Source organism: Paenibacillus sp. FSL K6-3182, from assembly GCF_037976325.1.
GTDB lineage: Bacteria > Bacillota > Bacilli > Paenibacillales > Paenibacillaceae > Pristimantibacillus.
In genome coordinates this window covers 4568608-4594732 of sequence record NZ_CP150265.1, presented here as the reverse complement: position 1 = coordinate 4594732, position 26125 = coordinate 4568608, and the positions used below count along the sequence as shown (strand labels likewise).

Annotated in this window: 26 protein-coding genes; 23 read left to right on the top strand and 3 right to left on the bottom strand. The window is 46.4% G+C overall.

Annotated features, from left to right (window positions below):
• Window positions 1–41: 41 nt before the first annotated feature.
• From MHH56_RS20405 to holA, 5 genes are all read left to right on the top strand, one after another.
• Window positions 42–572 (top strand): deaminase, encoded by a 531-nt coding sequence (locus tag MHH56_RS20405; RefSeq protein WP_076266860.1) that lies wholly within the window; start codon window positions 42–44, stop codon window positions 570–572.
• Between the two features lie 108 nt (window positions 573–680).
• A complete protein-coding gene (locus tag MHH56_RS20400) occupies window positions 681–3089 on the top strand; it encodes a DNA internalization-related competence protein ComEC/Rec2 (RefSeq protein WP_339203493.1) in 2409 nt (802 codons plus the stop codon).
• A gap of 558 nt (window positions 3090–3647) precedes the next feature.
• A complete protein-coding gene (locus tag MHH56_RS20395) occupies window positions 3648–4196 on the top strand; it encodes a sigma-70 family RNA polymerase sigma factor (RefSeq protein ID WP_053376850.1) in 549 nt (182 codons plus the stop codon).
• On the top strand, window positions 4193–5161 hold the full coding sequence (locus MHH56_RS20390) for a zf-HC2 domain-containing protein (protein ID WP_339203490.1): 969 nt from the start codon (window positions 4193–4195) through the stop codon (window positions 5159–5161). The genes MHH56_RS20395 and MHH56_RS20390 overlap by 4 nt, the downstream gene beginning before the upstream one ends.
• Before the next feature lie 259 nt (window positions 5162–5420).
• A complete protein-coding gene (gene holA, locus MHH56_RS20385; protein ID WP_339203489.1) occupies window positions 5421–6455 on the top strand; it encodes a DNA polymerase III subunit delta in 1035 nt (344 codons plus the stop codon).
• 161 nt (window positions 6456–6616) lie between these two features.
• Here holA and rpsT read toward each other — a convergent pair whose 3' ends face one another.
• Window positions 6617–6889, bottom strand: a complete 273-nt coding sequence (rpsT, locus tag MHH56_RS20380; protein ID WP_053376847.1) for a 30S ribosomal protein S20 — start codon at window positions 6887–6889, stop codon at window positions 6617–6619.
• A gap of 217 nt (window positions 6890–7106) precedes the next feature.
• Here rpsT and gpr point away from each other — a divergent pair, with 217 nt between their 5' ends.
• The 13 genes from gpr (at window position 7107) to MHH56_RS20315 (ending at window position 19799) form a co-directional block, all read left to right on the top strand.
• On the top strand, window positions 7107–8114 hold the full coding sequence (gene gpr / locus MHH56_RS20375; RefSeq protein ID WP_339203486.1) for a GPR endopeptidase: 1008 nt from the start codon (window positions 7107–7109) through the stop codon (window positions 8112–8114).
• Window positions 8115–8317: 203 nt separating this feature from the next.
• Window positions 8318–9571: a stage II sporulation protein P gene (locus MHH56_RS20370; protein ID WP_339203484.1), complete on the top strand. Its 1254-nt coding sequence runs from the start codon at window positions 8318–8320 to the stop codon at window positions 9569–9571.
• 17 nt (window positions 9572–9588) lie between these two features.
• Window positions 9589–10026 carry a hypothetical protein gene (locus MHH56_RS20365; protein ID WP_339203482.1) on the top strand — a complete coding sequence of 146 codons (438 nt, stop codon included), beginning with the start codon at window positions 9589–9591 and terminating at the stop codon, window positions 10024–10026.
• An 80-nt stretch (window positions 10027–10106) separates the two neighbouring features.
• Window positions 10107–11924, top strand: a complete 1818-nt coding sequence (gene lepA / locus MHH56_RS20360) for a translation elongation factor 4 (RefSeq protein WP_339203481.1) — start codon at window positions 10107–10109, stop codon at window positions 11922–11924.
• A 136-nt stretch (window positions 11925–12060) separates the two neighbouring features.
• Window positions 12061–13239 carry a radical SAM family heme chaperone HemW gene (gene hemW / locus MHH56_RS20355; protein WP_339203479.1) on the top strand — a complete coding sequence of 393 codons (1179 nt, stop codon included), beginning with the start codon at window positions 12061–12063 and terminating at the stop codon, window positions 13237–13239.
• A gap of 83 nt (window positions 13240–13322) precedes the next feature.
• The gene (locus MHH56_RS20350) at window positions 13323–13793 is read left to right on the top strand and encodes an N-acetyltransferase (protein WP_076266869.1); all 471 of its coding nucleotides are present in this window, start codon (window positions 13323–13325) and stop codon (window positions 13791–13793) included.
• A gap of 199 nt (window positions 13794–13992) precedes the next feature.
• Window positions 13993–14268 carry a hypothetical protein gene (locus MHH56_RS20345; RefSeq protein ID WP_076266870.1) on the top strand — a complete coding sequence of 92 codons (276 nt, stop codon included), beginning with the start codon at window positions 13993–13995 and terminating at the stop codon, window positions 14266–14268.
• Window positions 14269–14529: 261 nt separating this feature from the next.
• On the top strand, window positions 14530–15555 hold the full coding sequence (hrcA, locus tag MHH56_RS20340) for a heat-inducible transcriptional repressor HrcA (protein WP_076266871.1): 1026 nt from the start codon (window positions 14530–14532) through the stop codon (window positions 15553–15555).
• A gap of 52 nt (window positions 15556–15607) precedes the next feature.
• Entirely contained in the window at window positions 15608–16168 is a 561-nt protein-coding gene (grpE, locus tag MHH56_RS20335) for a nucleotide exchange factor GrpE (RefSeq protein WP_339203475.1), read from the top strand.
• Window positions 16169–16251: 83 nt separating this feature from the next.
• The gene (gene dnaK / locus MHH56_RS20330; RefSeq protein WP_339203473.1) at window positions 16252–18084 is read left to right on the top strand and encodes a molecular chaperone DnaK; all 1833 of its coding nucleotides are present in this window, start codon (window positions 16252–16254) and stop codon (window positions 18082–18084) included.
• Window positions 18085–18183: 99 nt separating this feature from the next.
• A complete protein-coding gene (dnaJ, locus tag MHH56_RS20325) occupies window positions 18184–19314 on the top strand; it encodes a molecular chaperone DnaJ (protein WP_076266874.1) in 1131 nt (376 codons plus the stop codon).
• A gap of 111 nt (window positions 19315–19425) precedes the next feature.
• Window positions 19426–19593, top strand: a complete 168-nt coding sequence (locus MHH56_RS20320) for a YfhD family protein (protein WP_076266875.1) — start codon at window positions 19426–19428, stop codon at window positions 19591–19593.
• The gene (locus MHH56_RS20315) at window positions 19593–19799 is read left to right on the top strand and encodes a hypothetical protein (protein WP_339203471.1); all 207 of its coding nucleotides are present in this window, start codon (window positions 19593–19595) and stop codon (window positions 19797–19799) included. Before MHH56_RS20320 ends, MHH56_RS20315 begins: the two co-directional genes overlap by 1 nt.
• Window positions 19800–19856: 57 nt before the next feature.
• On the opposite strand, the gene MHH56_RS20310 is transcribed toward MHH56_RS20315, so the two are convergent.
• Complete coding sequence (locus tag MHH56_RS20310; protein WP_339203469.1) at window positions 19857–20027, bottom strand: hypothetical protein; 171 nt, start codon at window positions 20025–20027, stop codon at window positions 19857–19859.
• Between the two features lie 526 nt (window positions 20028–20553).
• On the opposite strand from MHH56_RS20310, the gene prmA reads away from it, so the two are divergent.
• From prmA to MHH56_RS20285, 5 genes are all read left to right on the top strand, one after another.
• Window positions 20554–21552 carry a 50S ribosomal protein L11 methyltransferase gene (gene prmA, locus MHH56_RS20305; RefSeq protein ID WP_339203467.1) on the top strand — a complete coding sequence of 333 codons (999 nt, stop codon included), beginning with the start codon at window positions 20554–20556 and terminating at the stop codon, window positions 21550–21552.
• On the top strand, window positions 21513–22226 hold the full coding sequence (locus tag MHH56_RS20300; protein WP_339203465.1) for a site-2 protease family protein: 714 nt from the start codon (window positions 21513–21515) through the stop codon (window positions 22224–22226). Before prmA ends, MHH56_RS20300 begins: the two co-directional genes overlap by 40 nt.
• Window positions 22227–22337: 111 nt before the next feature.
• Window positions 22338–23114: an RsmE family RNA methyltransferase gene (locus MHH56_RS20295; RefSeq protein WP_339203463.1), complete on the top strand. Its 777-nt coding sequence runs from the start codon at window positions 22338–22340 to the stop codon at window positions 23112–23114.
• Window positions 23115–23119: 5 nt separating this feature from the next.
• The gene (gene mtaB / locus MHH56_RS20290) at window positions 23120–24511 is read left to right on the top strand and encodes a tRNA (N(6)-L-threonylcarbamoyladenosine(37)-C(2))-methylthiotransferase MtaB (protein WP_339203461.1); all 1392 of its coding nucleotides are present in this window, start codon (window positions 23120–23122) and stop codon (window positions 24509–24511) included.
• Between the two features lie 115 nt (window positions 24512–24626).
• Window positions 24627–25058, top strand: a complete 432-nt coding sequence (locus tag MHH56_RS20285) for an NUDIX domain-containing protein (RefSeq protein ID WP_076266880.1) — start codon at window positions 24627–24629, stop codon at window positions 25056–25058.
• 2 nt (window positions 25059–25060) lie between these two features.
• Here the strand turns inward: MHH56_RS20285 and MHH56_RS20280 are convergent, their stop codons facing one another.
• The gene (locus tag MHH56_RS20280) at window positions 25061–26035 is read right to left on the bottom strand and encodes a Na/Pi symporter (RefSeq protein WP_339203459.1); all 975 of its coding nucleotides are present in this window, start codon (window positions 26033–26035) and stop codon (window positions 25061–25063) included.
• Window positions 26036–26125: the final 90 nt, after the last annotated feature.

Genomic DNA, 26125 nt, shown 5'->3' with positions numbered 1-26125 from the left:
CCAGAGATCATCAGATGCAGCATGAGAGAGGAAGTTGAGTTATGAGCACCCAAACGAAGGATGCCGACCGCAAGGACTGGGACACCTACTTCATGGATATTGCCTATATGGTTTCGACGCGCTCGCGTTGTCCGCGCAGACATGTTGGAGCTGTTCTTGTACAAGGAAAAAAACTGCTTGGCACAGCGTATAACGGTGCTCCGATGGGCGTGCAGGATTGTCTCGAGGCAGGCTGCATGATTTCGGAGGAAGTTGAGATGAAGCTGGTTGACGGCAAGGAGCAGCCATTCAAGAAACAACGCTGTATTCGAACGATACATGCGGAGCAAAATTTGCTGCTGTTCACCGATCGTACCGATCGCGAAGGCTCAACCGTTTATGTAACCGACCAACCTTGCTGGACATGCGCTAACATGCTTGCGAACAGCGGTGTTATCGAAATCGTCTATCATCGCAGTTATCCGAAAGACAGTGAAAAGGTGAGCAATATGATGGCCCAGAAAGGTATTGTTTTCCGTTGTTTGGATCATTACGAGCCACCTGCTCAGGCGCATATGGATGTAACATCATAGCGTTGTTCATGAAATAGTAGAAACGAGGAGGAACCTCTGATTGCATCTTTTGATGCGACAGAGGTTCTTTTTTTGTTATGAGGCTTTGTGAATTGGAGGGAGCTAGAGGTGAATCGACGTCCTTTAATTTGGTTTGCGATTTGTTGGGTATTTGGGGGCGCGGCTGCTGCTGGATTGAACAACAGCGGCGTTTGGCTTGCGGCGGGAGCGGGAATATTACTCGCGACCGCCGCAGTGCTTGGCAAGCAAGCGACGTGGCAGCTCGCGGCAGCTTGTGCTTTGGCAGTGTGCCTTGCCGCAGGAGAGCGGTTATGGGCGGATGCCCGCAACGTGACTGCGCTGCCAGCACTGCTTGCCGCCGCTGAGGCGGATGGACCGCGAGCTGCGTATGCGGCGGAAGCGGAGGGCGTTATTGTGTCGGCGGTGGAGGTCGACGGCGACCGCGCGATGTTTCGCGTGGAGGCGCACAGCATCCACGTTCAAGGTGAAGCCGCTGCGCAGCCGTTGCGCGAGCGGTTGATCGTGCATGTCTGGTTGATTGAACAGCCGGAGCAGGCTATCGCCGCGGCTTGGCAGCGCGGCGCCAAAGTGCGCCTTGCCGGCGAGCTTACGCGGCCGGCTGGCGCATCCAATAGCGGCAGATTTGATTACCGCCGCTACCTCAGCAGCCAGAGAATCCACTGGCTGCTCAAAGTGAAGGGCACCGCCGCCGTAAAGCCGGCGCCGGGCCCCAAGTGGACCGCGGCCGCGCTGCTCGGCCGCGTCGACAACGCGCGCGCATGGCTTGGCGCGCAGATGGAACAGCTGTATCCGTCCTCGCAGTCCGGATACATGAAGGGGCTGGTCCTCGGCATTCGCGAGGACCTCGATCCAGAGCAGTTCCAGCAATTTTCAAGGCTTGGTTTAACGCATATTTTAGCGATTTCGGGCCTCCATGTTGCTGTATTCCTTTATGCGCTTAGCGGACTGCTGCACCTCGCACGTATAAGCCGCGAACGAATGCTGCTCATCCTCATGTTATCCGTTCCCATGTATGTGCTGCTTGCCGGCGCGTCCCCATCGGTAGTCCGCGCGGGTCTAATGTCCGTTCTTGGGCTATTGGCAGCCCGGATGGGCAAGCTGAAGGATGGGCTGCATCTGCTAGCTGCTGCTGCTGTGCTCATGCTTATTTATGATCCCTATTTTATCGAGGATGTCAGCTTTCAGCTGTCGTTCATTGTAACGATCGGTCTAATTGTCGGAGTCCAGCCTGTACGGCAAGCGATGCCGAGGTGGCGCAGAGGAAAATCACTGCTTGATCTGGCAGCGGTTACGCTCGTCGCGCAGATTGTATCCTTTCCCCTGACGATTTATTATTTCAATCAGTTTCATGTGTTGTCTATGCTCGCGAATTTTGTACTCGTTCCGTTCATCAGCTTTATCGTTATGCCGCTTGGCGCAGTATCGCTCCTGCTCGCGATACCTTGGGAGGGCGGCGGCAAGCTGCTGGCCTATTTCTCGCATTTCGCGAATGAATGGACGTTTGCTTTCGTCGAGCAGCTGTCCGAAGTGGATTCACTAAGGACGATTTGGGCAACTCCGCCTCTTTGGTGGGTGGCAGCTTGGTTGATTATATTTGGTGTTATATTTCGGATTTTGCGCAGTTGGACGATGCAAATCGCTGCGAAACATGAGGAAGAAGCAGCGACCATAGAGGAGACAGCGCCAATTGGAGCGGTTCATCCTTACATAGTGGTTAAAGAAAACAGTAAAAAGCTAAGGATCAGCCAATATCTGCTGTTAGCGTTAGTTTTGATTATGATTTTTTATGCCTTTGAACCGGATTTATTTAACCGTCAGGCAGAAGTTAGTTTTATAGATGTTGGTCAAGGCGATGCTGTACATATCCGAACACCCGGCGGCAAGCATATTTTAATCGATGGCGGAGGTACGATGAGCTTCCGCAAGCCGGGAGAAGAGTGGAAGGAGCGGAGCGACCCTTTTGAAATTGGGAAAAAGGTGCTTGTGCCTTTACTAATGAAAAGAGGCGTGCGCGAGATTGACATCCTCGTCATTTCACATTTGGATAGCGATCATATCCGTGGTTTAAAAGCGGTTTTGGAGACATTTCCAATACGCAGCATTTGGTGGAACGGAACGCTGAAGGAAGCAGATGATGCTCAGCAGCTTATTAAGCAGGCAATTGCACTGGGAATTCCAATGTACAGCGCGTCTGCGGGCATGAAGCAGCAGGTAGATGCAAATACGAAGATAAGCGTTCTGTGGCCATTGGCGCAAAAAGAGGAAGCGGTGGCTCAACTTGAGGAACAGAATGAAGCCAGTGTTGTGCTTAGTGTTCAGCTTTTTCAGTCGATCTTCTTGTTTACCGGTGATATTAATGCAGCCACGGAACGCGCCATTATAAGAAATGAGCGGCAGCAAAATATAATGGAATCAAATGAAAAGACTGTCTCAGTTATGAAGGTTGCACATCATGGCAGTCGTTTTTCAACAAGCACAGAGTGGCTCGATTATTAGCGTACGCTTGGAGCAGTAGCTTCTGTTGGAGCGACAAACACCTATGGCCATCCTAGTCCAGATGTGATTTCTCGATTAAATCAAGCGGGAACCGCTTTGTGGCGAACAGATCGTGATGGCGAGGTACGGTTTATTGTAACCAGCCAAGATTTATTTACGTATACAAAAATTAAGTAAGGCGGGTATCGAAAAAATGCGGATAGAAAGCCTGTTTTCATCTTTCCGTACCTAAATTCGCAAATCATATGAAAATCATTCATACTTAGGAATAAAGAAGTCGAGCCGTTTTCAAAGGTATTCGACTTCTTTCTATATACGAGTTAGTTGAAATTTGGTATCCTTTAATGTGGAGTTTATTTCGATTCTTTCACAGCATAGCGAGTATCTGTAAATTTTTTATGGTTTTTTTCCTGCTTCGTGCATTTAAGACGGTCCGCTTGGGGACAATCGCTTTGCTTGTTAAAACTTACTAAAAAAAATAAAGTAATATTTCTAATTTATCTGCAACTTTTACCGCAACCAGTTCGTCAGAATGGTTGCAAGAGAGGGGGATCCTTCGTGGTGGAGCCGGAGCTTATAAGAGCCGCTCAGTCGGGAGATCGCGACGCTTTAATTACTCTATTGCGAGAGATTGAAACGCATGTTTATCGGACAGCCTATTATATATTAAATAATGAACAGGATGCCCTTGATGCAGCGCAAGAAGCGCTAATTCGCATCTATACAAAAATAGGCTCGTACGAAGAAAAAGCGCAGTTCAAAACATGGATTCAACGTATTGTAACCAACATTTGCATTGACAAGTTTCGGAGAAATAAACCGACCGTCTCAATAGATGAGCACGACATGGTATTCCACGAAAAACAAAACGTGGAGGACGAGGTAATGTCTGCTTACGCTGTTAAAGACATTCAAGCCGCTATCGACAAGCTTCCTGAGCATCATCGTGCGGTCGTCGTCCTTCGGTATTTACAGGATTTCTCTTACAATGAAATTGCAGATTCGCTCGATTTGCCGCTCAATACAGTGAAATCCTATTTATTCAGAGCTAGGCAACAGCTGCAGACTTTACTCCATGATTATCAGAAAGGTGGTGTCCGGGGATGAATTGTCAAGAGGTGATGGAACTAATGCAAAGACAGCTAGACAACGATCTCGATGAAAGCGAAATCGAAGTCTTGATGAATCATACTAGACAGTGTCCGGACTGTGCAGCCATGTTCGAGCGGTTACAGCTATTGTCCGCCGAGCTTACCAGTTTGCCAAAAGTTATGCCGAGCTATAGCTTAGTCGATGCGATTATGCCTCAATTAGAGCGGATGGAACTGTTTGGTCAGGCTGAAGCGGAACCGCCATCCATGGTTAGCAGAACGGAAGCAACAAAACGTCTTTCGAAGCGTCAACGCCGCTGGCCGTCCATGCGCATTATGAGTGGTGTGATCGCAGCCGGAATCGTTGCAGGGCTGTTTATCGTAACGTATAATTCAGGCTCGATTGGCGATATGAATGCATCAGAATCTTCAGCCAAGCAATCGAATAACGTCGCGGCTGATATGATGAACGATACGCCAGTGGAAATGTCTTATAGAGCGAGCGCTAACGGTGCTGAAGACCCAGAAGTGAAGACGGAAACGGCAACTAAAGATAAAGATGCCGATTCAGCGCCATCGTCCAAGAGTACCGCAATCAATCCTTTAACCAATGAAGAAGACAAAGCGCCTGATGGCGGGTCATTTGAGGATGGCTCAGTCAAAGGCTTAACTTCGAATCCTTCTGAAGGATTGGTTGAAAACGAAGGCGAGAATGGTTTAGGTATGAATACGAACAGCACGGCAACGGTTTCACCCGATGGCCTTTATAGCGGCACGGCTGAAAATTTTAAAATTAAAGTTGTTGCTGCTGCCGATAAATCTATCGTCTTCACATCACCGCGCAAAAATGGTGAGCTGCTCAATCTCATCTGGTCTGAGGACAGCAAAAAGCTGACCTACGAGGTTCATGTTGAACAAGGAGCAATTGAGAAGTATGTGATCGATTTATCTACGCTGACGGAGCAGAAGGCAGGGCATTAGCTTGGAAACTGCTCGTTTGAGCACAGATTGCGGACTGCAAAAATTAAGGGTTATTACGCACATTTACATCGATTTATGCGTATAATGTTAGCAGCGATAGTGTCTGCGACGAATCCTTAACGTCGTATGACCATCCGCAGGGCGGTACCATGGACCTGCCTGCGAATGTTTATATAGATGTTCGGCAAAGGGATGAGGCTTTATATGGCTCATCCCTTTGTTGCCGTCTAATTGTACTTACTCGTGACGAGGTGAAGGTATGGATGCAAAGGAAGCATTAAAAGAAATAAAGGGCGGACGCTTCCGTCCCATTTATGTGCTGTATGGCAAGGATCGATATCGGCTGCAGCAATTTATTAACGTATTGACCGAGGCGATGTTTACAGCTGAGGAGCGAGAGCTTGGCATTGTTAAATTTGATACTGCGGAAACCTCGATTGAAGAAGCGGTTCTTGAAGCGGAAACATCGCCTTTTTTTGTGCAGCGGAAGCTGATTTTAATACGAGATGCGACTGTGCTGTGTGCTGGGGGCAAGGAAGGCGGAAAGCTTGAGCATCGTCCTGAGAAGCTGATACAGTATATGGAGTATCCTTCAGAGACATCCATTATCGTTATTTCTGTCCAATCAGAGAAGCTGGATGAACGTCGAAAGCTTGTAAAAACGTTAAAGGATCGTCATTCCTTAGTTCCGTTCCCTGAACTCGACGCGGCTCAGCTTAAGCAATGGATGATTAAGCGGGCAACAGATCAGCAAAGAACCTTGTCTTCAGATGCGGCTGAGCTGCTCCTATCACGAGCCGGAGCGAATATGCAGCAATTGTCGCAGGAAGTGGACAAGCTGTGCTTGCACGCGGGAACAGGCGGTGTCATTGATGTAGAGACGGCATCTATGCTAACTGCAGCAACAGTTGAGGAGGACGTATTTGCGCTTGTGGATGCGATCGCTGAGCTTCGTTTGGACAAGGCTATTCGACTGTACAGAGAATTGCTGGTTCGTCGTGAAGAACCAATCAAGATCGCCGCTCTTATCGCTAGGCAATTAAGAATCATGCTGCAAATCAAAGAGCTGGAGCAGCATCACTATTCCCCTCAGCAAATGGCTGGCCAATTAGGCTTGCATCCATACGCAGTCAAGCTTGCCGCGGAGAAAAGCCGGAAATTTCAAGTGGCTAGACTTGGCAGGCTGTTGGCTTCACTTGCAGATCTCGATTATAAAATGAAAACCGGAGCAATTGATAAAACGCTCGGTTTAGAGCTGTATTTGCTTTCACTTGGCATGGAGAAGGGCGCATAGCGTTCTTTCCATTGCCTTTTTTTATGTGAGCAGCTGATAAGCAGCATGGAAAAACAAAAAAGCTTCACCGCTCGATAAGAGCAGTGAAGCTTTTTTTGTTGTGCTAAACGAGTTTCAGTTGACCAGATGGACAACGTCATTCGTAAGAGCGGTTATCTTGCTTAGGCTTGAGCCGAAAGGGCATTCAGACGTTTAGCAAGACGAGATTTTTTGCGGGAAGCCGCATTTTTATGAATCAGGCCTTTAGTTGCTGCTTTGTCCAACTTTTTCGTTGCAGCGATAAGAGCTGCTTTAGCAGCATCTACATCAGTGCCAGCGATAGCTTGGTCAGCAGATTTAACGGCCGAACGAAGTGCGGATTTTTGGGATGCATTCAAAGCACGACGCTTTTCACTTGTTTTAACGCGTTTAATCGCGGATTTAATATTTGGCATGGAATTCACCTCCTAAACTGTTTACAACGGTTTATCTACATCATAAACCTAGACAACACAACTTAAAGTATATTATCATGCCACTCCTCAAAAAGCAATAGCAGGAAGCTCCTTATAAAAACTGTATTCCGTAAGGATGAAGGCTCATCTACGAGTATGAAAATAATCCATCTGCAAACAATAACATCAGAACTGGTGTTTGAAGGGAGAATGAGCAATGGAGAACGAACTTGATTTGCAAAAATATAATGTTAGAACAGACTTGGCGCTTGAAGCGAAGGAGATGGCAGAGGCGCCAAGCGGCGGGCCTATACCAGGCATACAATCCGAAACTTCTGAAGATGAAGGAATAACGATTACGCAGCTGCATGTACAAAACGAACAAGGCGCTCAGGCCATTGGCAAAATGCAAGGGCATTATGTGACGATTGAGGTTCCGGAGCTGCGAAAAGGGGATACGGGACTGCAGGATAGGGTGGCGACACAGTTTGCCAAACATTTTGAAGCTTTCCTTGAACGGTTATCCATAAGTAAAACAGCGCGAGTTCTAATTGTAGGTTTAGGCAATTGGAATGTTACGCCTGATGCGCTTGGTCCAATTGTTGTTGAGAATGTAATGGTCACTCGCCATTTTTTCGAACTGATGCCTGATCAAGTGGCGCCTGGTTATCGCGCGGTAAGTGCGGTAGCGCCTGGAGTGCTTGGCATAACGGGTATAGAATCCAGTGAAATCGTTCAAGGTATCGTTGAGAAGACGAGTCCGGAACTCGTCATTGCGATTGATGCATTGGCATCTAAAGCATTAGAGAGAGTGAATACAACGATCCAAATTGCAGATACAGGCATTCATCCGGGCTCTGGCATCGGGAATAAACGAAAAGGGCTTACAAAAGAAATCTTAGGTGTCCCGGTTATTGCGATCGGAGTGCCTACCGTTGTTTATGCTTCGACCATCGTCAACAACACACTTGAGATGATGAGCAGTCATTTTAAGAAACAAAGCGCAAACTCGGATCAAATTTTAGGTTTGGTAAATCAGATGGAAGAAAACGAGAGGCTGCAGCTCGTTAGGGAAGTGCTCAGCCCGCTTGGCCATGATCTGCTGGTTACGCCAAAGGAAATTGATGAATTTATAGAGGATATCGCCAACATTATAGCAAGCGGGCTAAATGCATCGCTGCACGAAGCGGTTGATTCAAGCAATGTTGCGGCGTATACGCATTAAATTCCTAGTATAATTAAGAAGGAAGCTTTCTAAAGGCATAACCTTTGGACAGCTTCTTTTTTTGCGCGATTCGCTATTTTGTATCCCTATAACTCTATCAACGCTAATTATTCCACATAGATTTGGTTCTATGAACTCTATCACTCTCATAGTTTAGTAGTGACTAATGCGGCTAGCACTATGAAGCGGGAGGTAAAAAACCAATGAAAAGAAAAATTATGCTGCTTGATATAGGGAAGGAAAGTAGACGAGTGAGACAATTGCTAGTAACGGGACGTACATTCGCGTTGCTCTCATTTTGCTCAATGGTATTTTTTATTTTGTTAGGAGCAGCGGGTATGGCTCATCAGCAAACGACAGCTTCGCCTGTAAATTCAATGAAAGGTTTTGCTGCTGCTGTATCGAGCGGTTTTTTTGGGGATATGCTAGAGATGGAGATGCCTGCATTTCAAAGCAGTCGGGAGACAGATACGTTTACATCAAAGCAAATTAGCGCGTTTCTTATGAGAGCTTTAACGGATATTAACCCTAACGATCCTAAAAGCCTGCTTGCAGGCGAGCTGCCTGGCATGGGGGTTAATGATGCTTACTTAATTCGCAAGGGCATCGGTACGGATACAGCGGTGGGACCGGAAGATAATGCACCGATTACATATGATCCGCTTGGCGAATTGCATGAGGATGCAGGAACAGATGTATCGAATAATGGGACGACAGAAGGAAATGAGGAGGAGCCGCTGCCGGTACAGACAGACAAGCCATCTTCAGGAACTGGCGAAGGTGATAACGGGGAGCCGGCGAAACCTACGACTGGCGGAAAAAAAGTGGCTTTTATCTATCACTCGCATAATCGCGAATCCTGGTACCCTGAGCTGACAGATAAAAAGAAAGACCCGAATTCTAGTACAAAAAATATTACGCTTGTTGGCAAACGACTTGCCCAAAAGCTGGAGGAGAAGGGTGTAGGTGCACAGCACTCGAACACTGATTATCCAACGGCGATTAAAGGTTATGATTGGAATTATTCCTATAAATATTCGATGAAGACGGTGAAAGAAGCCATTGCCAGCAGCAAGGATTTGAAGTTTTTCTTTGATCTTCACCGTGACTCGCAAAGGCGGAAAGAAACGACCATCGATATTGATGGCAAAAGCTACGCGCAGGTTTATTTCATTATCGGCCATAAAAATCCCAATTGGGAAAAAAATGAAGCCTTTGCGACAAAAATCCATGAAGCGCTCGAAAAAAAATATCCAGGCATCTCTCGCGGAATTTGGGGCAAAACAGCCTCATCAGGCAATGCCGAATACAATCAATCGCTAGCTGAGGATAATGTGCTTATAGAAGTAGGGGGCGTAGACAACACCCTCGAAGAGTCCTATCGAACAGCGGATGCGCTGGCAGCAGTTATTTCCGAAATTTACTGGGCAGACGAGAAGGCATCAACAAAAAAGTAGGAGGGGGCGAAGAATAAGTGAAACGAAATGCGCTAAAATGGACGGTGCTAGGTGGTGCTTTGGCGATAATCATCATGTATGGCATTGATATGTCCTCTTCGGGCATCGAGCGTATATATGGACCTATAGAAGGCTCAAGCGGGTACACAGAGATTCCGCAGACAGAGCAGAATGTGCAGCCAGTTAATGATTTTCAGAAGGAACAGCAGCAAAAGATTGCCCAGCTTGAGCAGGAGCTTAAAGAACTAAAGCGACTTGCTGCATATGATGACGAAACTATAGGAGAAACGGCCGAAACCTTTCCTGCCGAAAATGAAAGGATGCCTGGTCTTCCGCTTAAGAGCGACCAGCCAGCAGTAAATAAGATCGCAGATTCAACCTCTGGTTTGCTGCAAAATATGTCAAGTGAAGGCATTCGAATGGTCGTATCTATATTCGATGGGCTGACGAAGTGATAATGAACATTGCTGGTCTTCCCCTTAACTGATATAATAGGAGGAATGATTAGCATTATTGGAAATTGTGGGGGTTAGGCATGACTGACGTACGTGACCGACAAAAGAGAATTAGGAATTTTTCCATTATCGCGCATATAGACCACGGAAAGTCTACGCTTGCTGACCGGATCTTAGAATTTACCGGCGCTTTGACATCTCGCGAGATGCAAGAGCAGGTTCTTGACAAAATGGATTTGGAGCGGGAACGCGGAATTACCATCAAGCTGCAAGCGGTACGCTTGGCATATAAGGCAGATGACGGGATCGAGTATATACTCAATCTGATTGACACGCCTGGACACGTCGACTTTACATACGAGGTTTCACGCAGTCTCGCTGCTTGTGAAGGTGCATTGCTCGTTGTTGATGCTGCGCAAGGCATTGAAGCGCAAACGCTGGCTAACGTATACTTGGCGTTAGACAACAATTTGGAGATCGTACCTGTTATTAACAAGATCGATTTGCCAAGTGCGGAGCCTGAACGGGTAAAGCAGGAAATCGAAGATGTCATTGGATTAGACGCCAGCGACGCGGTACTTGCTTCCGCAAAAGCGGGAATCGGCATTAAGGAAATACTGGAGCAGGTTGTTACGAAAATGCCTTCACCAGTAGGAGATCCAGATCAGCCGCTTAAAGCGCTTATTTTTGACTCCCATTATGATCCCTACAAAGGCGTAATCGTTTATGTACGAGTTATGGATGGAAGCATCAAAGCAGGCAATAAAATTAAGTTTATGGCAACGGGAGCAGAATTCGAGGTCATCGAGGTTGGGGCATTCATGCCGAACATGGCGATCGTGAAGGAGCTTGCAGTTGGCGATGTTGGTTTTGTCGTTGCGGGCATCAAGAACGTGAAGGACACGCGTGTCGGTGATACAATTACGGATGCGAAGAAACCTGCACCTGAACGTCTGCCAGGCTATCGTCAGATTAACCCGATGGTATTCTGCGGACTCTATCCAATCGAGACACAGGACTATAATGATTTGCGTGATGCGCTTGAGAAGCTGGAGCTTAACGATGCATCACTCAAATATGAGCCGGAATCATCAACTGCTTTGGGCTTTGGCTACCGCTGCGGATTTCTTGGCTTGCTTCATATGGAAATTATTCAAGAACGGATTGAACGGGAATTCAACATCCCGCTTATTACGACAGCACCGAGCGTAATTTACAAAATTACACTGACAAATGGCGAAACGATGGAGATTGATAATCCATCGAACTATCCTGAAGCAGGCAAGCTTGACTTCGTAGAAGAGCCTTTCGTTAAAGCTGCTATCATTGTACCAAATGACTATGTCGGCGCAATCATGGAGCTTTGCCAGAACAAGCGGGGCGAATTCGTGAATATGGAATATTTGGATTTGAATCGTGTAACGCTCACGTATCAATTGCCTTTGTCAGAAATTGTGTATGATTTCTTCGATCAGTTGAAATCAAGCACGAAGGGTTATGCATCGTTTGATTACGAGATATCTGGCTACCGCAGATCCAATCTGGTCAAAATGGACATCATGCTTAACAATGAACAGGTTGATGCTTTGTCTGTCATTGTCCACCGCGATCGTGCTTACCAACGCGGCAAGGTTATTTGTGAAAAGTTGAAGGAACTTATTCCGCGTCAAATGTTCGAGGTGCCGATTCAAGCATCTATCGGCAACAAAATCATATCGCGTGAGACAGTAAAAGCAATGCGTAAAAACGTTCTTGCCAAATGCTACGGCGGTGACATTAGCCGGAAGCGGAAGCTGCTTGAGAAGCAGAAGGAAGGCAAGAAGCGGATGAAACAAGTAGGTAGTGTAGAGGTGCCGCAGGAAGCGTTCATGGCGGTACTCAAAATCGGCGAAGATTAAAACGTACGAGGATGAGGGAGGGCGCAGCTCTCCCTTTTTTCTATTTTAAGTGAACTGTATTTACCGACTTATATTTCAACGCGGGACGTGAGCCTGCCGCTCTAATGCAGTGCCAGCCGTTTACGCTTGAAGGAGAATGTTAACGATGAACATTACGCAATCACCACGCGCTTTATATATACACATCCCTTTTTGCACGAATAAATGTCATTATTGCGATTTCACTTCCTATGTACTAAAGGGACAGCCTGTTGATCAGTATCTCGATGCGCTTGAGCAAGAAATGCAGCGTACAGTTGCTGAATGGCCGCCAGTAGAAATTGATACTGTTTTTGTTGGTGGAGGTACGCCTACCGTACTGACTCCTCCGCAAATGGAAAGATTTCTAAAAGCAGTACGCACTTATTTCCCGCTTGCTCCAGATGTGGAATTTACGATGGAAGCGAATCCAGGCACAACGGACATAGACAAGCTGACAGCTATGAAGGAAGGCGGCGTGAACAGGATCAGCTTCGGGGTTCAATCCTTTGATAATGGATTGCTGGAGCGTATTGGCCGCATTCATAGCGTAGATGATGTATATCGCAGTATCGAGAATGCACGCAAAGTTGGATTTACCAACTTATCCATCGATTTGATGTTTGGCCTGCCAGGTCAAACGGTTGAGCTGTTAAGAGACAGTGTGAACAAAGCGATGGAGCTGGGATTGCCCCATTACTCCATCTACAGTCTAAAAGTAGAAGAAAATACGTTGTTCCATAAGCTCTATGAGCGCAACGAGCTGCCTTTGCCTCCAGAGGAAGAGGAGTTTAATATGTTTATTTTGCTAATGGACATGTTGAAAAAAAATGGATACGGCCACTATGAGATTAGCAATTTCGCCGAACCAGGTTATGAGAGCCGCCATAATTCCACCTACTGGCGCAATGAGCCGTATTACGGCCTCGGAGCGGGCGCGCATGGTTATGTGAATCGCATGCGTCATGTTAATTTAAAAGGGATTACACCGTATATCGATGCGGCATCAAGCAAGCTTCCGCGCCTTGAAACGTTTGAAGTTACTGAAGCTGAAGCGATGGAGGATTTAATGATGGTTGGGCTCAGGCTGCTAAGCGGAGTTCCGGCATCACGCTTCTCGAACCAATTTGAAGGCCAGAAGCTGGAGGACAAGTTCGGTGATGTTATTCATAAATTAATGAAGGATGGCCTGCTGGAAGCTGAGCAAACAGAAGACGATATCATTTACCGGTTGACTGACAAAGGTGTGCTTCTCGGGAACGAAGTTTTTGGTGCTTTTATCGGATATAACGGCTAAAATACTCTTGAGAAAAAATTCGTTGTGGTGTATATTTATTCATATTGATTTTGATCTTGCACCGGGTGGAGGCGAATGCACAAATGCAGGCAGTACAGGTCGTATGTCGAAAAGCAACGTCTAATGATATCGAGACATTGTTTGAATTAATTAAAGGTTATGCAGAGCAAGGCATTATGCTGCCTCGCACTCGGGAAGCGCTCGAATATATGATAGATACATTCGTCGTCGCGGAAATTGGGGAAGAAGTTGTCGGCTGCGGTTCACTGCTGCGGCTAGGGAAAGAATTGGTTGAGATTCGCTCGCTTGGCATGTCGGATGGCTACAAGGGCGTAGGGATCGGTAGCAAGCTGGTAGAAGCGTTGATCGAGCAGGCTAGAGAGCAGCAAATTCCGAAGGTGATGGCTTTAACTTATGCCGTGTCCTTTTTTGAGAAAAATGGCTTCAAGGTCGTTGATAAGGAAATTTTCCCGGAAAAGGTTTGGAAGGATTGCATCAACTGTCCAAAGCAGCTTGCTTGCGATGAAATAGCTGTTCTAAGAATGCTGAATTAAAGCACATTTTCCGAACGCATCTTCTTTTGTTGAAAATAAACCACTCTCCTTTAGTGCTTGCATTAGGACTATTGGGAAAGTGGTTTTTTTGTTTCATTCAACTAATATGTTAGTTTGTCCGAACTCGTTGATAGTAATGCTGCGCGTTTTGGTATATAGTCAAGGTAGATGTTTATTGTCATATAGAGGAGAAATAAAAATGAGCCAAAAAAAAGATCAAATCGTAGCAGTAGAGGATAAGCTAAAGCATGTAACGACAGTGCTTTTGAAGAAATGGGCAGGATTTAGCGGGTTTTATGGTTTTAAAGCAATGGGTTACGATGAACTGTTCGCTTTGCTAAATACAAATGGCTGGAAAGTTATTATAGATGACTCCGTTTCACCTTATCGTATTGTAGAGCTATACCAAGGTGAAAATCGCGTGAGAAGAGAAAAGTTTGCAACAGATGAAGCAGGAAGAGTTCATAAAGTGTAATTGTTTGTAGAATAAGCCGTTGTGCCAACATATATTGCTGGCACAGCGGCTTTTCTTTAAGCCACAGCGGAGTTTCCTTGTGTCATTAAATCGTTTATAAGATGTTTAAATTGAATTAGGCGCATGAAAAATGCCGAACTGACTTGACAATCGACAAGCTGGTTTGGTATTTTTGTAGTAATGATTAGCACTCGATCGGATTGAGTGCTAACGAAGGTACATCGAAATAACGGATTTGACATTTACGTAGGGGGAATTCGAATGCTGACGGAGAGACAACGGATGATTTTACATGCAATTGTGGATGATTATATTCGCTCGGCTGAACCAGTAGGCTCACGCAGTATTTCGAAGCGCGGCGACGTTGGCTTTAGTCCGGCAACCATTCGCAATGAAATGGCGGATTTGGAAGAGCTAGGCTTCTTAGAGCAGCCGCACACGTCAGCAGGGCGTGTTCCATCAACGAAAGGTTACCGTTATTATGTCGACCATTTAATAAAGCTTAGCGAAGTGGATGAGAAAGACATTGGTGTGGTTCGCTCGTTCGTAACGGACAAAATGAATCAAATGGAGCAGGTTATTCAACAAACGGCGATGATTCTCTCCAATTTAACCAATTACACATCTATTTTGCTTGGACCTGAAATGTTCAGCACATCGCTTAAGCATTTTGGCCTTGTGCCGCTTGATCAAACATCAGCAGTTGCTATTATTGTGACGAACACTGGACATGTTGAAAATCGGACGATTTCAATTCCTGACGGCCTGAAAATGGACGATATGGAAAAGGTCGTTAACATTTTAAACACAAGATTGGTTGGCGTTCCGCTGATTCGTCTAAGGTCGAAGCTTTACACTGAAGTTGGGCAAGAGCTTGAAAGGCATGTTGATCACTATGAACAGCTGCTGCAGGTACTGGATCATGCATTGCAGAATGAGGATGAGCACCGAATCTTCTTAGGCGGAACAACCAATATGCTGACACAGCCTGAATTCAAGGATGTAGACAAAGTAAAAACAATTTTGGATTTGCTTGATGAGACACCAGCCATAATGAAAATGTTTTCCGGCCTTCCGTCAGGTATACAAGTACGTATCGGGACAGAAAATGACCATAAGGCAATTAGCGATTGCAGTCTTATCACAGCAACCTATGCCATTGATGGCCAATCGCTGGGAACGATCGGCATTCTAGGACCAACGCGAATGGAATACGGCAAAGTCATTAGCTTATTGGATATTATATCCAAGGATATGGCGGTTCTTCTTGGCCGCTGGTATAAGTAATTAATGATATTTTGCCAAGTTTACTTCGTAAACTTTTTTAGGAGGTGATTGCATGAGTACGAAAGAACAACATAATGAGGCAGCCGAGGCTGTAGAAGAAGTGGTATCTGCTGAGCAATCAGATCAAGCAAGCGAGGATACTGTAAACGAGGCTGTGGAAGAAGATTCGCGTTATGCGGAGCTTGTGAAGCTGGCTGAGGAGAAAGAGCAGCGCTTCTTGCGCGCACAAGCGGATTTCGATAACTTCCGCCGTCGTACAATGAAAGAAAAAGAAGAACTCGGACAGTACGCATCGATGAAGCTGATCGGTCAACTGCTTCCGGTTGTAGATAATTTTGAGCGCGCTGTAGCAGCCGCATCTGTTAACGGTGATTTTGAATCACTTGCGAAGGGTGTAGACATGATTTTCCGTCAGCTCGAGTCAACACTTGAGCAGGAAGGCCTTAAAGCTATGAACGTAGTTGGCGAGCCTTTTAACCCTGAATTCCATCAAGCGATTATGACTGTAGATTCCGATGAGCATGAAGAGGGTATCATTGTTGAGGAAGTTCAGAAGGGCTATATCTTGAAAGACAAGGTATTGCGTCCAGCGATGGTTAAAGTAAGCAGTTAAACGGTAAAACTTTTTCTCAATAAATGAGACAGAGCAAGCTGTTATTAGGATAAAATATAAAAATTGTAGGAGGAACTATAGCTATGAGTAAAGTAATTGGTATTGACCTTGGTACAACAAACTCTTGCGTAGCAGTAATGGAGGGCGGAGAAGCAGTTGTTATTCCTAACCCGGAAGGCAACCGCACAACTCCTTCCGTAGTAGGTTTCAAGAAAGACGGCGAGCGTGTTGTTGGTGAAACGGCAAAACGTCAAGCGATCACAAACCCTGATCGTACAATCAGCTCGATTAAACGCCACATTGGTACGAACCACAAAGAAAAAATTGACGATAAAGATTACACACCACAAGAGATTTCTGCAATCATTTTGCAAAAATTGAAAGCTGATGCTGAAGCTTACTTGGGTCAAACGGTAACGCAAGCCGTTATTACGGTTCCTGCTTATTTCAATGACAGCCAACGTCAAGCGACTAAAGATGCTGGTAAAATTGCTGGTCTTGAAGTTCTTCGTATTGTCAACGAGCCAACAGCTGCAGCACTAGCATACGGCCTTGAGAAAACAGAAGATCAAACGATTCTTGTTTATGACCTTGGCGGCGGTACATTTGACGTTTCCATTCTTGAGCTTGGCGATGGCTTCTTCGAAGTTAAAGCAACAAGCGGCGACAACAAACTAGGCGGAGATGACTTTGACCAAGTTGTCATCGATCACCTTGTTGCTGAATTCAAGAAAGAGCAAGGCATTGATCTTTCCAAAGATAAATCAGCTGTTCAACGTTTGAAAGATGCTGCTGAGAAAGCGAAAAAAGAACTTTCCGGCGTATTGACTTCAGCTATCTCTCTTCCGTTCATTACAATGGTTGACGGCGTTCCTCAGCATTTGGAGCTTAGCCTTACTCGCGCGAAATTTGAAGAGCTTGCAGCTTCCCTTGTAGAGCGTACGCTAGGACCTACTCGTCAAGCGCTTAGCGATGCAGGAATGTCCCCAAGCGATATCGATAAAGTTGTACTCGTGGGCGGATCGACTCGTATTCCAGCGGTACAAGAAGCAGTTAAAAAATTGATCGGCAAAGAACCGCATAAAGGTGTTAACCCGGATGAGGTTGTAGCTCTTGGCGCAGCTGTACAAGCGGGCGTATTGACTGGCGATGTGAAAGACGTTGTATTGCTTGACGTTACTCCATTGTCGCTTGGTATTGAAACTGCTGGCGGCGTGTTCACTAAGATGATCGATCGTAACACTACGATTCCTACAAGCAAATCGCAAGTGTACTCCACATATGCGGACAATCAACCGGGCGTTGAAATTCACGTCTTGCAAGGTGAGCGCTCGATGGCGGCAGGCAACAAAACGCTTGGTCGTTTCACTTTGAACGATATTCCTCTTGCACCACGCGGCGTTCCTCAAATCGAAGTTACTTTCGATATCGATGCGAACGGTATCGTAAACGTGTCTGCTCTTGATAAAGGAACAGGCAAGAGCCAAAAAATTACGATTACATCTTCAAGCGGTCTCAGCGATGATGAAATTAACCAAATGATGAAAGATGCTGAGCTTAACGCTGAAGAAGATCGCAAACGTCGCGACCTTGTTGAAGCAAAAAACAGCGCTGACCAATTGGTTTACTCCGTTGACAAAACAATTAAAGATCTTGGCGATAAAGTTGATGCTTCTGAAATCGAAAAAGCTAATGCTGCAAAAGAAAAAGTAGTTGCAGCACTTGCAACAGACGATCTTGAGCAAATCAATGCAGCAGCTGAAGAGCTGACTGAAATCGTTCAACAGCTTTCAGTTAAGCTTTATGAGCAAGCTTCACAAGCAGCTGAAGGTGCTGGCCCAGAAGCTGGCGGCGCTGCAAAAGGCAAAGACAATGTAGTAGACGCTGACTATGAAGTGGTTGACGATAATAAATAAAGTGTAGCGAGCGAGAGGTCAAAGACAGGCGCTACCTGGCTTTGACCTCCTTTCGTGCTTATAGAGGAATCATAGGATATATAGCGGAGGTGAGAACAGGTGGCAAGCAAACGCGATTATTATGAGGTTCTTGGTGTTGGCAAGGATGCTTCAGCAGACGATATTAAAAAATCATACCGTCAGCTAGCACGTCAATATCATCCCGATGTAAATAAAGCTGCAGATGCAGAAACGAAGTTCAAGGAAGTTAAAGAAGCTTACGATGTACTAAGTGACGATGGAAAACGTTCAACGTATGACCGGTTCGGCCATGTTGATCCAAACCAAGGTATGGGCGGCGGAGGCGGTGCTGATTTCGGCGGAGGCTTCGGCGATATTTTCGACATGTTTTTTGGCGGCGGAGGCGGTCGTCGTGATCCGAATGCACCGCAGCGCGGAAACGACCTGCAATATACAATGACAGTTGAGTTTAAGGAAGCGGTATTCGGCAAAGAAACCGAGATTACGATTCCTAGAACAGAAACTTGCGATACCTGTCATGGTGATGGAGCTAAGCCGGGCACGAAACCTGAGAGCTGTTCGGTTTGTAAGGGCAGCGGACAGCAGGAGGTTGTTCAAAATACGCCATTTGGCCGTATGGTCAACCGCCGTGCTTGTACCAATTGCAGCGGCACAGGCCGCGTAATAAAAGATAAATGTACAACTTGCCATGGCGCGGGTAAAGTGAAGCGTCAACGCAAAATCAACATCCGTATTCCAGCCGGCGTAGATGACGGAGCTCAAATCCGTATGTCTGGCGAGGGTGAGGGCGGTCTTCGCGGCGGTCCTGCGGGCGACTTGTATATTGTTATCCGTGTGAAGCCGCATGAGTTTTTCGAACGTGAAGGCGATGATATTTATTGCGAAGTTCCGCTTACATTCGTGCAAGCAGCTCTTGGCGATGAAATTGAGATTCCTACGTTAACGGAGAAAGTGAAGCTCAAGGTGCCAGCTGGCACACAAACAGGCACTTACTTCAGACTCAAAGGCAAGGGTGTTCCTAAGCTTCGTGGATACGGTCAAGGCGATCAGCATGTGAAGGTTACTATCGTAACACCAACGAGCTTGACGGATGATCAGAAGGACCTGCTTCGTCAGTTTGGCGGGCTAAGCGGCGATTCCGTATCGAATGATCAAGAACATCATGAATCTATATTCGAAAAAATGAAAAAGGCGTTCCGCGGTGAATAACCCGGCACGTCTTTTTTTTCTTTCCCCGGCTGTATAGAATGGGGTGGATTAACATACTCTATTCGGGTAGGAAAACCATACATCAACACACAACCGGAGGGAACTAATACGATGACAAACAATAACAACAACAATAACAGCTTGGAGAAAACAAACTTTGGCAACCTGCCTGTAGGCGAAAACGAAGATGTGGAATTTTCTGAAGAGCTTGCTGACGAAGCAGATCGCAAAGCTGCTCAGCGTGCAGCTGCAGCCGACGAGCGCAACGAGCAGGCATAATGAGCCATATTGAAATCCAAGCGACCTTCGAGGGTGAGGGGGCTGCTCAGGAGACGATGCGGAAGCTTCAAGCGCTGCGTGCAATTGAAGTGAACGGGTTGATTGACAGCGGATTGCTGACGGCAACCGTAGATGATGAAGTCGCCGAACGCGCGCTTCATCTTATTAAACAAATGGGCGGCAACGCAAATACAATTATTACTTAAACATAAAAGGGACTGTGGGCTAGTATAGCCTTCAGTCCCTTTTATTCGTTTGAACCATTAAATATGAGCTGCTTCTAGAAGCTCCAGCTGTGCAGGGCGCAGCGATTGGACGAGAATGTCACGCCATTCGCTGTACTTGCTATGCTTTCGAACCGCAGTGAATGGTTCAGCTCGTTTCGTTAGCGGATTTGCTAAATCCAGTTCAATTCTGTCAGGAGCGCCTTGCATCGTTATGATTCTTGTGCCAAGCAGCAAAGCTTCGTCAACATCATAGGTAATGAAAATGATCGTTATTCCCGTTTCGAGCGCGATTTGTCGCTAATGCGCGTGCAATTGCGGTACGCTGCTTCATTCCACCGGAAAGTTGAAATGGAAGCAGGGAAGAATGTGCGGTTAATCCTACTACCAGAACAGCTTATCATAGGGCGGAACCGGCATTTGCTACGCCTGCTCAACGAACTCTCTGTATTCTTTTTGGCCGCTTTCTACCAGCGTTGATCTTTTTCAATATTTCTAGGTGGCATAATTGCAGTAGACCTCCCGACGATAAAAAGCTTGCTGGAATTGTGATTTTCCTCTTCCAGATTCCGTAACGATTGTAGCATGAAAACAGCAGTCGGTCTCTTGACTCATTTTTTTGTGCAAAGGCACTACTCTGGTGTACAATAGATGTTAGGTTTTTAAAGCGAAACGTTTGTCTAGTCGACCGCGGTCGACGATAGCCGTTTACGATTGGCATTGGAGGATATTACATATGAAATGGTTTGAACTTACAATTTCAACAACTGAAGAGGCGCAAGAGATGATATCCAACTTTTTGCATGAGATGGGAGCCGGAGGCGTATCCATTGAAGAATCGGGTACACTCAGCAAACAGCGTGATACATCATTTGGACAATGGTACGAAACGCCGCTTAACGATATTCCAGAAGGCCAAGCGATCATCAAGGGCTATTTTGGAGAAGACACCGATACCGATGCGCTAGTTGCAGCGATTAGACCTCGTGTCGAAGAGCTTCGTGAATTTGATATTGATCCCGGAACTGTAGAATATATCGTTGCAACTGTAGATGATGAGGATTGGGCGACTGCGTGGAAGCAATATTTCAAGCCGATTCGCATTTCTGATAAGTTAACGATTAAGCCAACTTGGGAAGAGTATGAAGCAGGTCCGGATGAGCGCATAATCGAGCTGGATCCAGGAATGGCTTTTGGAACAGGGACACACCCTACGACCTCATTGTGTCTGCAAACGCTCGAGTCTGTCATTCGCGGCGGAGAAGAAGTCATTGATGTCGGCACAGGATCGGGAATACTAGCTATTGGAGCTTGTCTGCTGGGCGCGAAGAGCGTGCTTGCAGTTGACCTTGATCCCGTTGCTGTTTCCAGTGCCAAAGAGAACGTGTCGCTAAACAATCTTTCGGAGAAAGTTGAAGTGCGGCTTAGCGATTTGCTTGGTGTAATTAAGGAAGAATCTGCTGGAGGAGAACAAGCAGCTGCGAATGGCGCTTTCAGAGTTACCGTGCCCGTAGATCTTGTTGTAGCTAATATTTTGGCAGAAATCATCCTGATGTTTGTCGACGATGTATATGCGGCATTAAAACCAAACGGAATTTATATTGCTTCCGGCATTTACAAAAATAAAGAAACCGATGTAGAAGAAGGATTAATCCGTCATGGATTTGAAATTATTGAGAAGCGCCGCGATGAGGATTGGATCGCAATCGTAGCGAGAAAGCCACAGGTGATTTAATGGACTTGCAAAGCTTTTTGCGATTTCCGCTAGAGGATTTGCCATTTATCGTATTGGCTTTAATTATTGCTTTTACCGTGCATGAGTTCGCTCATGCTTACAGCGCTTATAAATTTGGTGATGATACTGCTTATAATGCTGGGCGTGTAACCCTAAACCCGCGTGTGCATTTGGATGTACTAGGGACGCTGTTGATTCTCATTGCCGGATTTGGATGGGCGAAGCCCGTACCGGTAAATCCAAGCAAATTCAAAAGTCCGAGAATGATGAGCATTGTAGTGACCGCAGTAGGACCGTTAAGCAATTTGCTCATGGGTACGATAAGCATTTTTATTTATGTTGCGATTTTGGCTTCAGATATTTTAAGCGGAGCATCTGTCGGTGTGGATGCTGCTGTACATCGATTTTTTGATTATTTTATTTGGTATAATTATTTATTGTTTATTTTTAACCTTATTCCGCTTCCTCCGCTTGACGGCTACCGGATCATCGCAGATCTGTTGCCGCTAAAGCTTCGTTACAAGATGGATCAAAATGTGCAGTGGGGAATGTTTATCTTTTTATTAATCGTATTTATTCCGCCGCTTCGTAAAGTAACACTTGATCCTGTACTTGGGTTAGGCGCAGATTTAATGAACAATACGTTTGCGTGGGTTTACCAGATTTTCTTATAGAGGCTAGGCGGCCGTTCGCAGGCTGCTGGCAACGGTTTCTGATAGATTTAGTGAAGACAAACATGTTATTATGAAGGATGGAATTTGTTTAAGGGTGGTTGGAAAAAGATCATGCAACGATATTTCATAGCGGCGGAGCAATTTAGCGACTCTGAAATCCGCCTAATCGGCGATGATGCGCATCACGCCGCAAGGGTTATGCGCACGAAGCCAGGCGATAAGTTTATTGTCAGCGATGGGGAGTCGCGCACGGCGCTTGTCGCTGTGCTTGAAGCTTCTGCAACACTCGTAACCGCAGAAATTGTTGAGATGCTAGGCAATGATAGTGAGCCGAAATGGGCAATAACGCTAGCTCAGAGCTTGCCTAAGGGCGACAAAATGGAGCTTGTGATACAGAAAGGAACAGAGATTGGTGCTTATGCATTTGTTCCCTTTCAGTCCGAGCGCATGGTCGTTCAATATGATGCAAAGAAGGAAGCAAAGCGCATAGAGCGATGGAGTAAAATTGCGAAGGAAGCGGCAGAGCAGGCACATCGCAACCGTGTTCCGGCGATTGAGCCGCTGCATAGCTGGCGTGAGCTCATAAAGTCTATGTCCAATTACGATTTGGTTTTATTTTGTTATGAGCGTGAAGGACATCTTGCCCATGGCAGAGGCGTTCGCACAGCGATTAACGAATGGACCGAACAAGCAGGCGAAGTGAGCTCGCCGAAAGTACTGCTCATTATTGGTTCTGAGGGCGGCTTCACGGATCGTGAAGCGGACGAGGCAGAAGCAGCTGGTGCTGTGCTGGTTGGACTAGGCAGAAGAATATTACGAACGGAAACAGCGGGCATCGTAGGATTAACCTGCTTATTATATGAATCCGGAGAAATGGGAGGAGCGTAACAACTATGCCAACAGTCGCATTTTATACGCTGGGCTGCAAAGTAAACTTCTATGATACAGAAGCGATATGGCAGCTATTTAAAAACGAAGGTTATGAACAGGTCGATTTCGAATCGACTGCTGATGTTTACTTAATTAATACATGTACGGTAACCAATACGGGAGACAAGAAGAGCCGTCAAATCATTAGACGGGCTGTTCGTCGCAACCCCGATGCTGTCATTGCGGTCACGGGCTGTTACGCTCAGACCTCTCCAGCAGAGATTATGGCTATTGAAGGCGTCGATCTAGTCATCGGGACACAGGACCGGGAGAAAATTATGACGTTCGTGAATCAAATTCACGATGATCGTCAGCCGGTTAACGCCGTCCGCAATATCATGAAGACACGTGATTTTGAGGAACTGAATGTACCGGACTTCTCGGAGCGGACGCGTGCGTTCTTGAAAATTCAAGAGGGCTGCAACAACTTCTGTACGTTTTGTATTATTCCATGGTCACGCGGTTTATCTCGCAGCCGTGCTTCAGAAAGCGTGCTAGAGCAAGCTAGACAGCTCGTTGCATCCGGCTACAAGGAAATTGTACTGACGGGTATTCACACTGGCGGCTATGGCGATGATATGGAAAATTACAATTTAACAAGTCTGCTGTGGGACTTGGACAAGGTAGAGGGACTAGAGCGCATTCGAATTAGTTCGATCGAAGCAAGTCAAATCGACGATGCGATGATTGATGTGTTGAACCGTTCCAGTAAAATGTGCCGCCATCTGCATATTCCACTCCAAGCAGGTGAAGACTCCGTATTAAAGCGGATGCGCCGTAAATATACGACTGCAGAATTCGCTGCAAAAATTAAAAGATTGCACGAGGCAATGCCTGGCGTTGCCATTACAACGGATGTTATTGTCGGTTTCCCTGGAGAAACGGAAGAAATGTTCGAAGAGGGCTTCCGCTTCATGGAAGATTTGAAGTTTGCTGAAATGCATGTGTTCCCTTATTCGAAACGCACAGGTACGCCTGCTGCTCGAATGGACGAGCAAGTTGATGAAGAAGTGAAAAATGAGCGCGTGCATAAGCTAATTGATTTGTCAGAGAAAATGCAGCTTGCGTACGCAGAGCAGTACGTTGGCCATGTTCTCGATGTTATCCCAGAGCGCGATTACAAGGGTGCCCCGGGTACTGGGCTTGTTATGGGCTATACGGATAACTATATCCAGGTCGTATTCGACGGCACAGAATCGCTGATCGGCAAGCTTTGCCGAGTGAAAATCACGGAGGCAGGCGTCAACGAATGTCGCGCAAAGCTTGTTCGCGTGATGGAAGATCATCCTGCTGCAGCGAGCGGCATGGAGCAGCACACCTTCGTGCTGGAGCGTCCGGAAGCGATAAGAGCCTAGCTATAGCTTGACAAAATGCGGGGATTCCTTTGCTTATCGATTCCTTTTGTGGAAAAGATGGAGGAATCCTTTGCTGCATATACAATGTGTTTAATGCTGCAAGGGGGAAACGGACATGAAGGAAATTTCAGCAGGCGGTGTCGTTTATCGCCGCACCGAGGAAGGAAAGCTGCAAATCCAGCTCATTCAGGATCGTTACGGAAAAGTTTCGCTGCCAAAAGGAAAAATGGAGCCCGGCGAAACGATTGAACAAACCGCTTTGCGTGAAATCGTCGAAGAAACGGGTCTTGAAGGGGTGATCATCGCTCCGATTGATCAAATTAAATATAAATATGAGCATGAAGCCTTCGGGATGGTCGATAAAGAGGTTCATTATTATTTAGTTGAGGCAGTTGGAGGATCTCTGCATGCACAAGTAGAAGAGATCCGCGGCGTCGATTGGTTTGAACCTGGAGAAGCTTGGAGACGTCAAAAGCAATCCGGATACGATAACAATCATCGCATCGTTGCAGGAGCATTCCAACTGCTGGGTTTGCAAACGGATTAGTGCTAAGTAACGGGATCAAGGCGCCTAAATGTGGGTAGATAACAAAATGGCAGAGCGATCAATGAGCTTAGAATATTGAAAATTGTTTGCGTATGAGCGATTTGCCCTGCTGCAGACGAGGATATCCATTCCGATATCGTCGCAAGCTCGCCGATGAATGGCATAAACAGCAATGCGCCTCCAGCGTTTAAGATGACATGCGACCATGCCACATACTGCCCGGCCTTAGTCCCGCCTATAGAGGCTAACAATGCTGTCGCACAAGTCCCGATGTTTGCGCCGAGAACGACGGCGATACCAAGTTCAATAGGCATCGCGCCTATAGATACGAAACCCATGATGATACCAATAACGGCTGCGCTGCTATGAACAGCAGCTGTAAGAAGCGCACCCGCTGCGAGCCCCCACCATAAGCTCTCATTTGCTTTTCCAAGAAACCAGCTGAACATGGGGCTGTCTTGGACGGCAGAGCCTACGCCTTGCATCATCGTCATCCCAGTAAGGAGCAGAGCGAAGCCGCACAGCACGACAGAGGTCGAACGAACTGCTGGAAGCCAGCGCGCATTCCGAACAGCAGGAAACAGACGTAATTCTCCTAGTAAAGCCGTTGCCAGCCACATTCCGATCGAGAGGATGAGCAAGGGAACGGCCAGTTTATTTAAATTTAGACCGATTAGCTCTGTCGTTATGCAGGTGCCAATATTCGTACCGAGTATTATGCCTAATGTACGCGGGAATGTAAGCAAGCCGGCATTGACCATTCCAATGGCAATAACCGTTACGGCTGTGCTGCTTTGTAGAAAAGCAGTCGTGACCGTTCCGATTGCTAGTCCGTGAATCGGGGTTGCGGTTGATCGTTTTAGGATTCCGGTCAAATACGGACCGGCTAATCGATGCAGCGCCAGCTCCATCAGCTTCATGCCGCACATGAAAACAGAAAACCCAAGCAGCATTGGAATGAGTATAGTCTGAACCATGGTTTGGACTCCTTATTATTTATTTCAAGTTTTGATTCGTAAATATACATATGCTGCAAGCAAGACAAGCATGACTAGCAAGTCCAATGA

Excerpts from the sequence above, each read along its gene's own strand:
- MHH56_RS20370 (WP_339203484.1), top strand. The coding sequence starts at position 8,318 with ATGAAAAGAAAAATTATGCTGCTTGATATAGGGAAGGAAAGTAGACGA.
- hemW (WP_339203479.1), top strand. The coding sequence starts at position 12,061 with ATGTTAACGATGAACATTACGCAATCACCACGCGCTTTATATATACAC.
- lepA (WP_339203481.1), top strand. The coding sequence starts at position 10,107 with ATGACTGACGTACGTGACCGACAAAAGAGAATTAGGAATTTTTCCATT.
- holA (WP_339203489.1), top strand. The coding sequence starts at position 5,421 with ATGGATGCAAAGGAAGCATTAAAAGAAATAAAGGGCGGACGCTTCCGT.
- mtaB (WP_339203461.1), top strand. The coding sequence starts at position 23,120 with ATGCCAACAGTCGCATTTTATACGCTGGGCTGCAAAGTAAACTTCTAT.
- MHH56_RS20390 (WP_339203490.1), top strand. The coding sequence starts at position 4,193 with ATGAATTGTCAAGAGGTGATGGAACTAATGCAAAGACAGCTAGACAAC.
- MHH56_RS20295 (WP_339203463.1), top strand. The coding sequence starts at position 22,338 with ATGCAACGATATTTCATAGCGGCGGAGCAATTTAGCGACTCTGAAATC.
- rpsT (WP_053376847.1), bottom strand. The coding sequence starts at position 6,889 with ATGCCAAATATTAAATCCGCGATTAAACGCGTTAAAACAAGTGAAAAG.
- prmA (WP_339203467.1), top strand. The coding sequence starts at position 20,554 with ATGAAATGGTTTGAACTTACAATTTCAACAACTGAAGAGGCGCAAGAG.
- MHH56_RS20310 (WP_339203469.1), bottom strand. The coding sequence starts at position 20,027 with ATGCAAGGCGCTCCTGACAGAATTGAACTGGATTTAGCAAATCCGCTA.
- MHH56_RS20320 (WP_076266875.1), top strand. The coding sequence starts at position 19,426 with ATGACAAACAATAACAACAACAATAACAGCTTGGAGAAAACAAACTTT.
- grpE (WP_339203475.1), top strand. The coding sequence starts at position 15,608 with ATGAGTACGAAAGAACAACATAATGAGGCAGCCGAGGCTGTAGAAGAA.
- dnaK (WP_339203473.1), top strand. The coding sequence starts at position 16,252 with ATGAGTAAAGTAATTGGTATTGACCTTGGTACAACAAACTCTTGCGTA.
- MHH56_RS20350 (WP_076266869.1), top strand. The coding sequence starts at position 13,323 with ATGCAGGCAGTACAGGTCGTATGTCGAAAAGCAACGTCTAATGATATC.
- hrcA (WP_076266871.1), top strand. The coding sequence starts at position 14,530 with ATGCTGACGGAGAGACAACGGATGATTTTACATGCAATTGTGGATGAT.
- gpr (WP_339203486.1), top strand. The coding sequence starts at position 7,107 with ATGGAGAACGAACTTGATTTGCAAAAATATAATGTTAGAACAGACTTG.
- MHH56_RS20345 (WP_076266870.1), top strand. The coding sequence starts at position 13,993 with ATGAGCCAAAAAAAAGATCAAATCGTAGCAGTAGAGGATAAGCTAAAG.
- MHH56_RS20315 (WP_339203471.1), top strand. The coding sequence starts at position 19,593 with ATGAGCCATATTGAAATCCAAGCGACCTTCGAGGGTGAGGGGGCTGCT.
- MHH56_RS20405 (WP_076266860.1), top strand. The coding sequence starts at position 42 with ATGAGCACCCAAACGAAGGATGCCGACCGCAAGGACTGGGACACCTAC.
- MHH56_RS20280 (WP_339203459.1), bottom strand. The coding sequence starts at position 26,035 with ATGGTTCAGACTATACTCATTCCAATGCTGCTTGGGTTTTCTGTTTTC.
- MHH56_RS20285 (WP_076266880.1), top strand. The coding sequence starts at position 24,627 with ATGAAGGAAATTTCAGCAGGCGGTGTCGTTTATCGCCGCACCGAGGAA.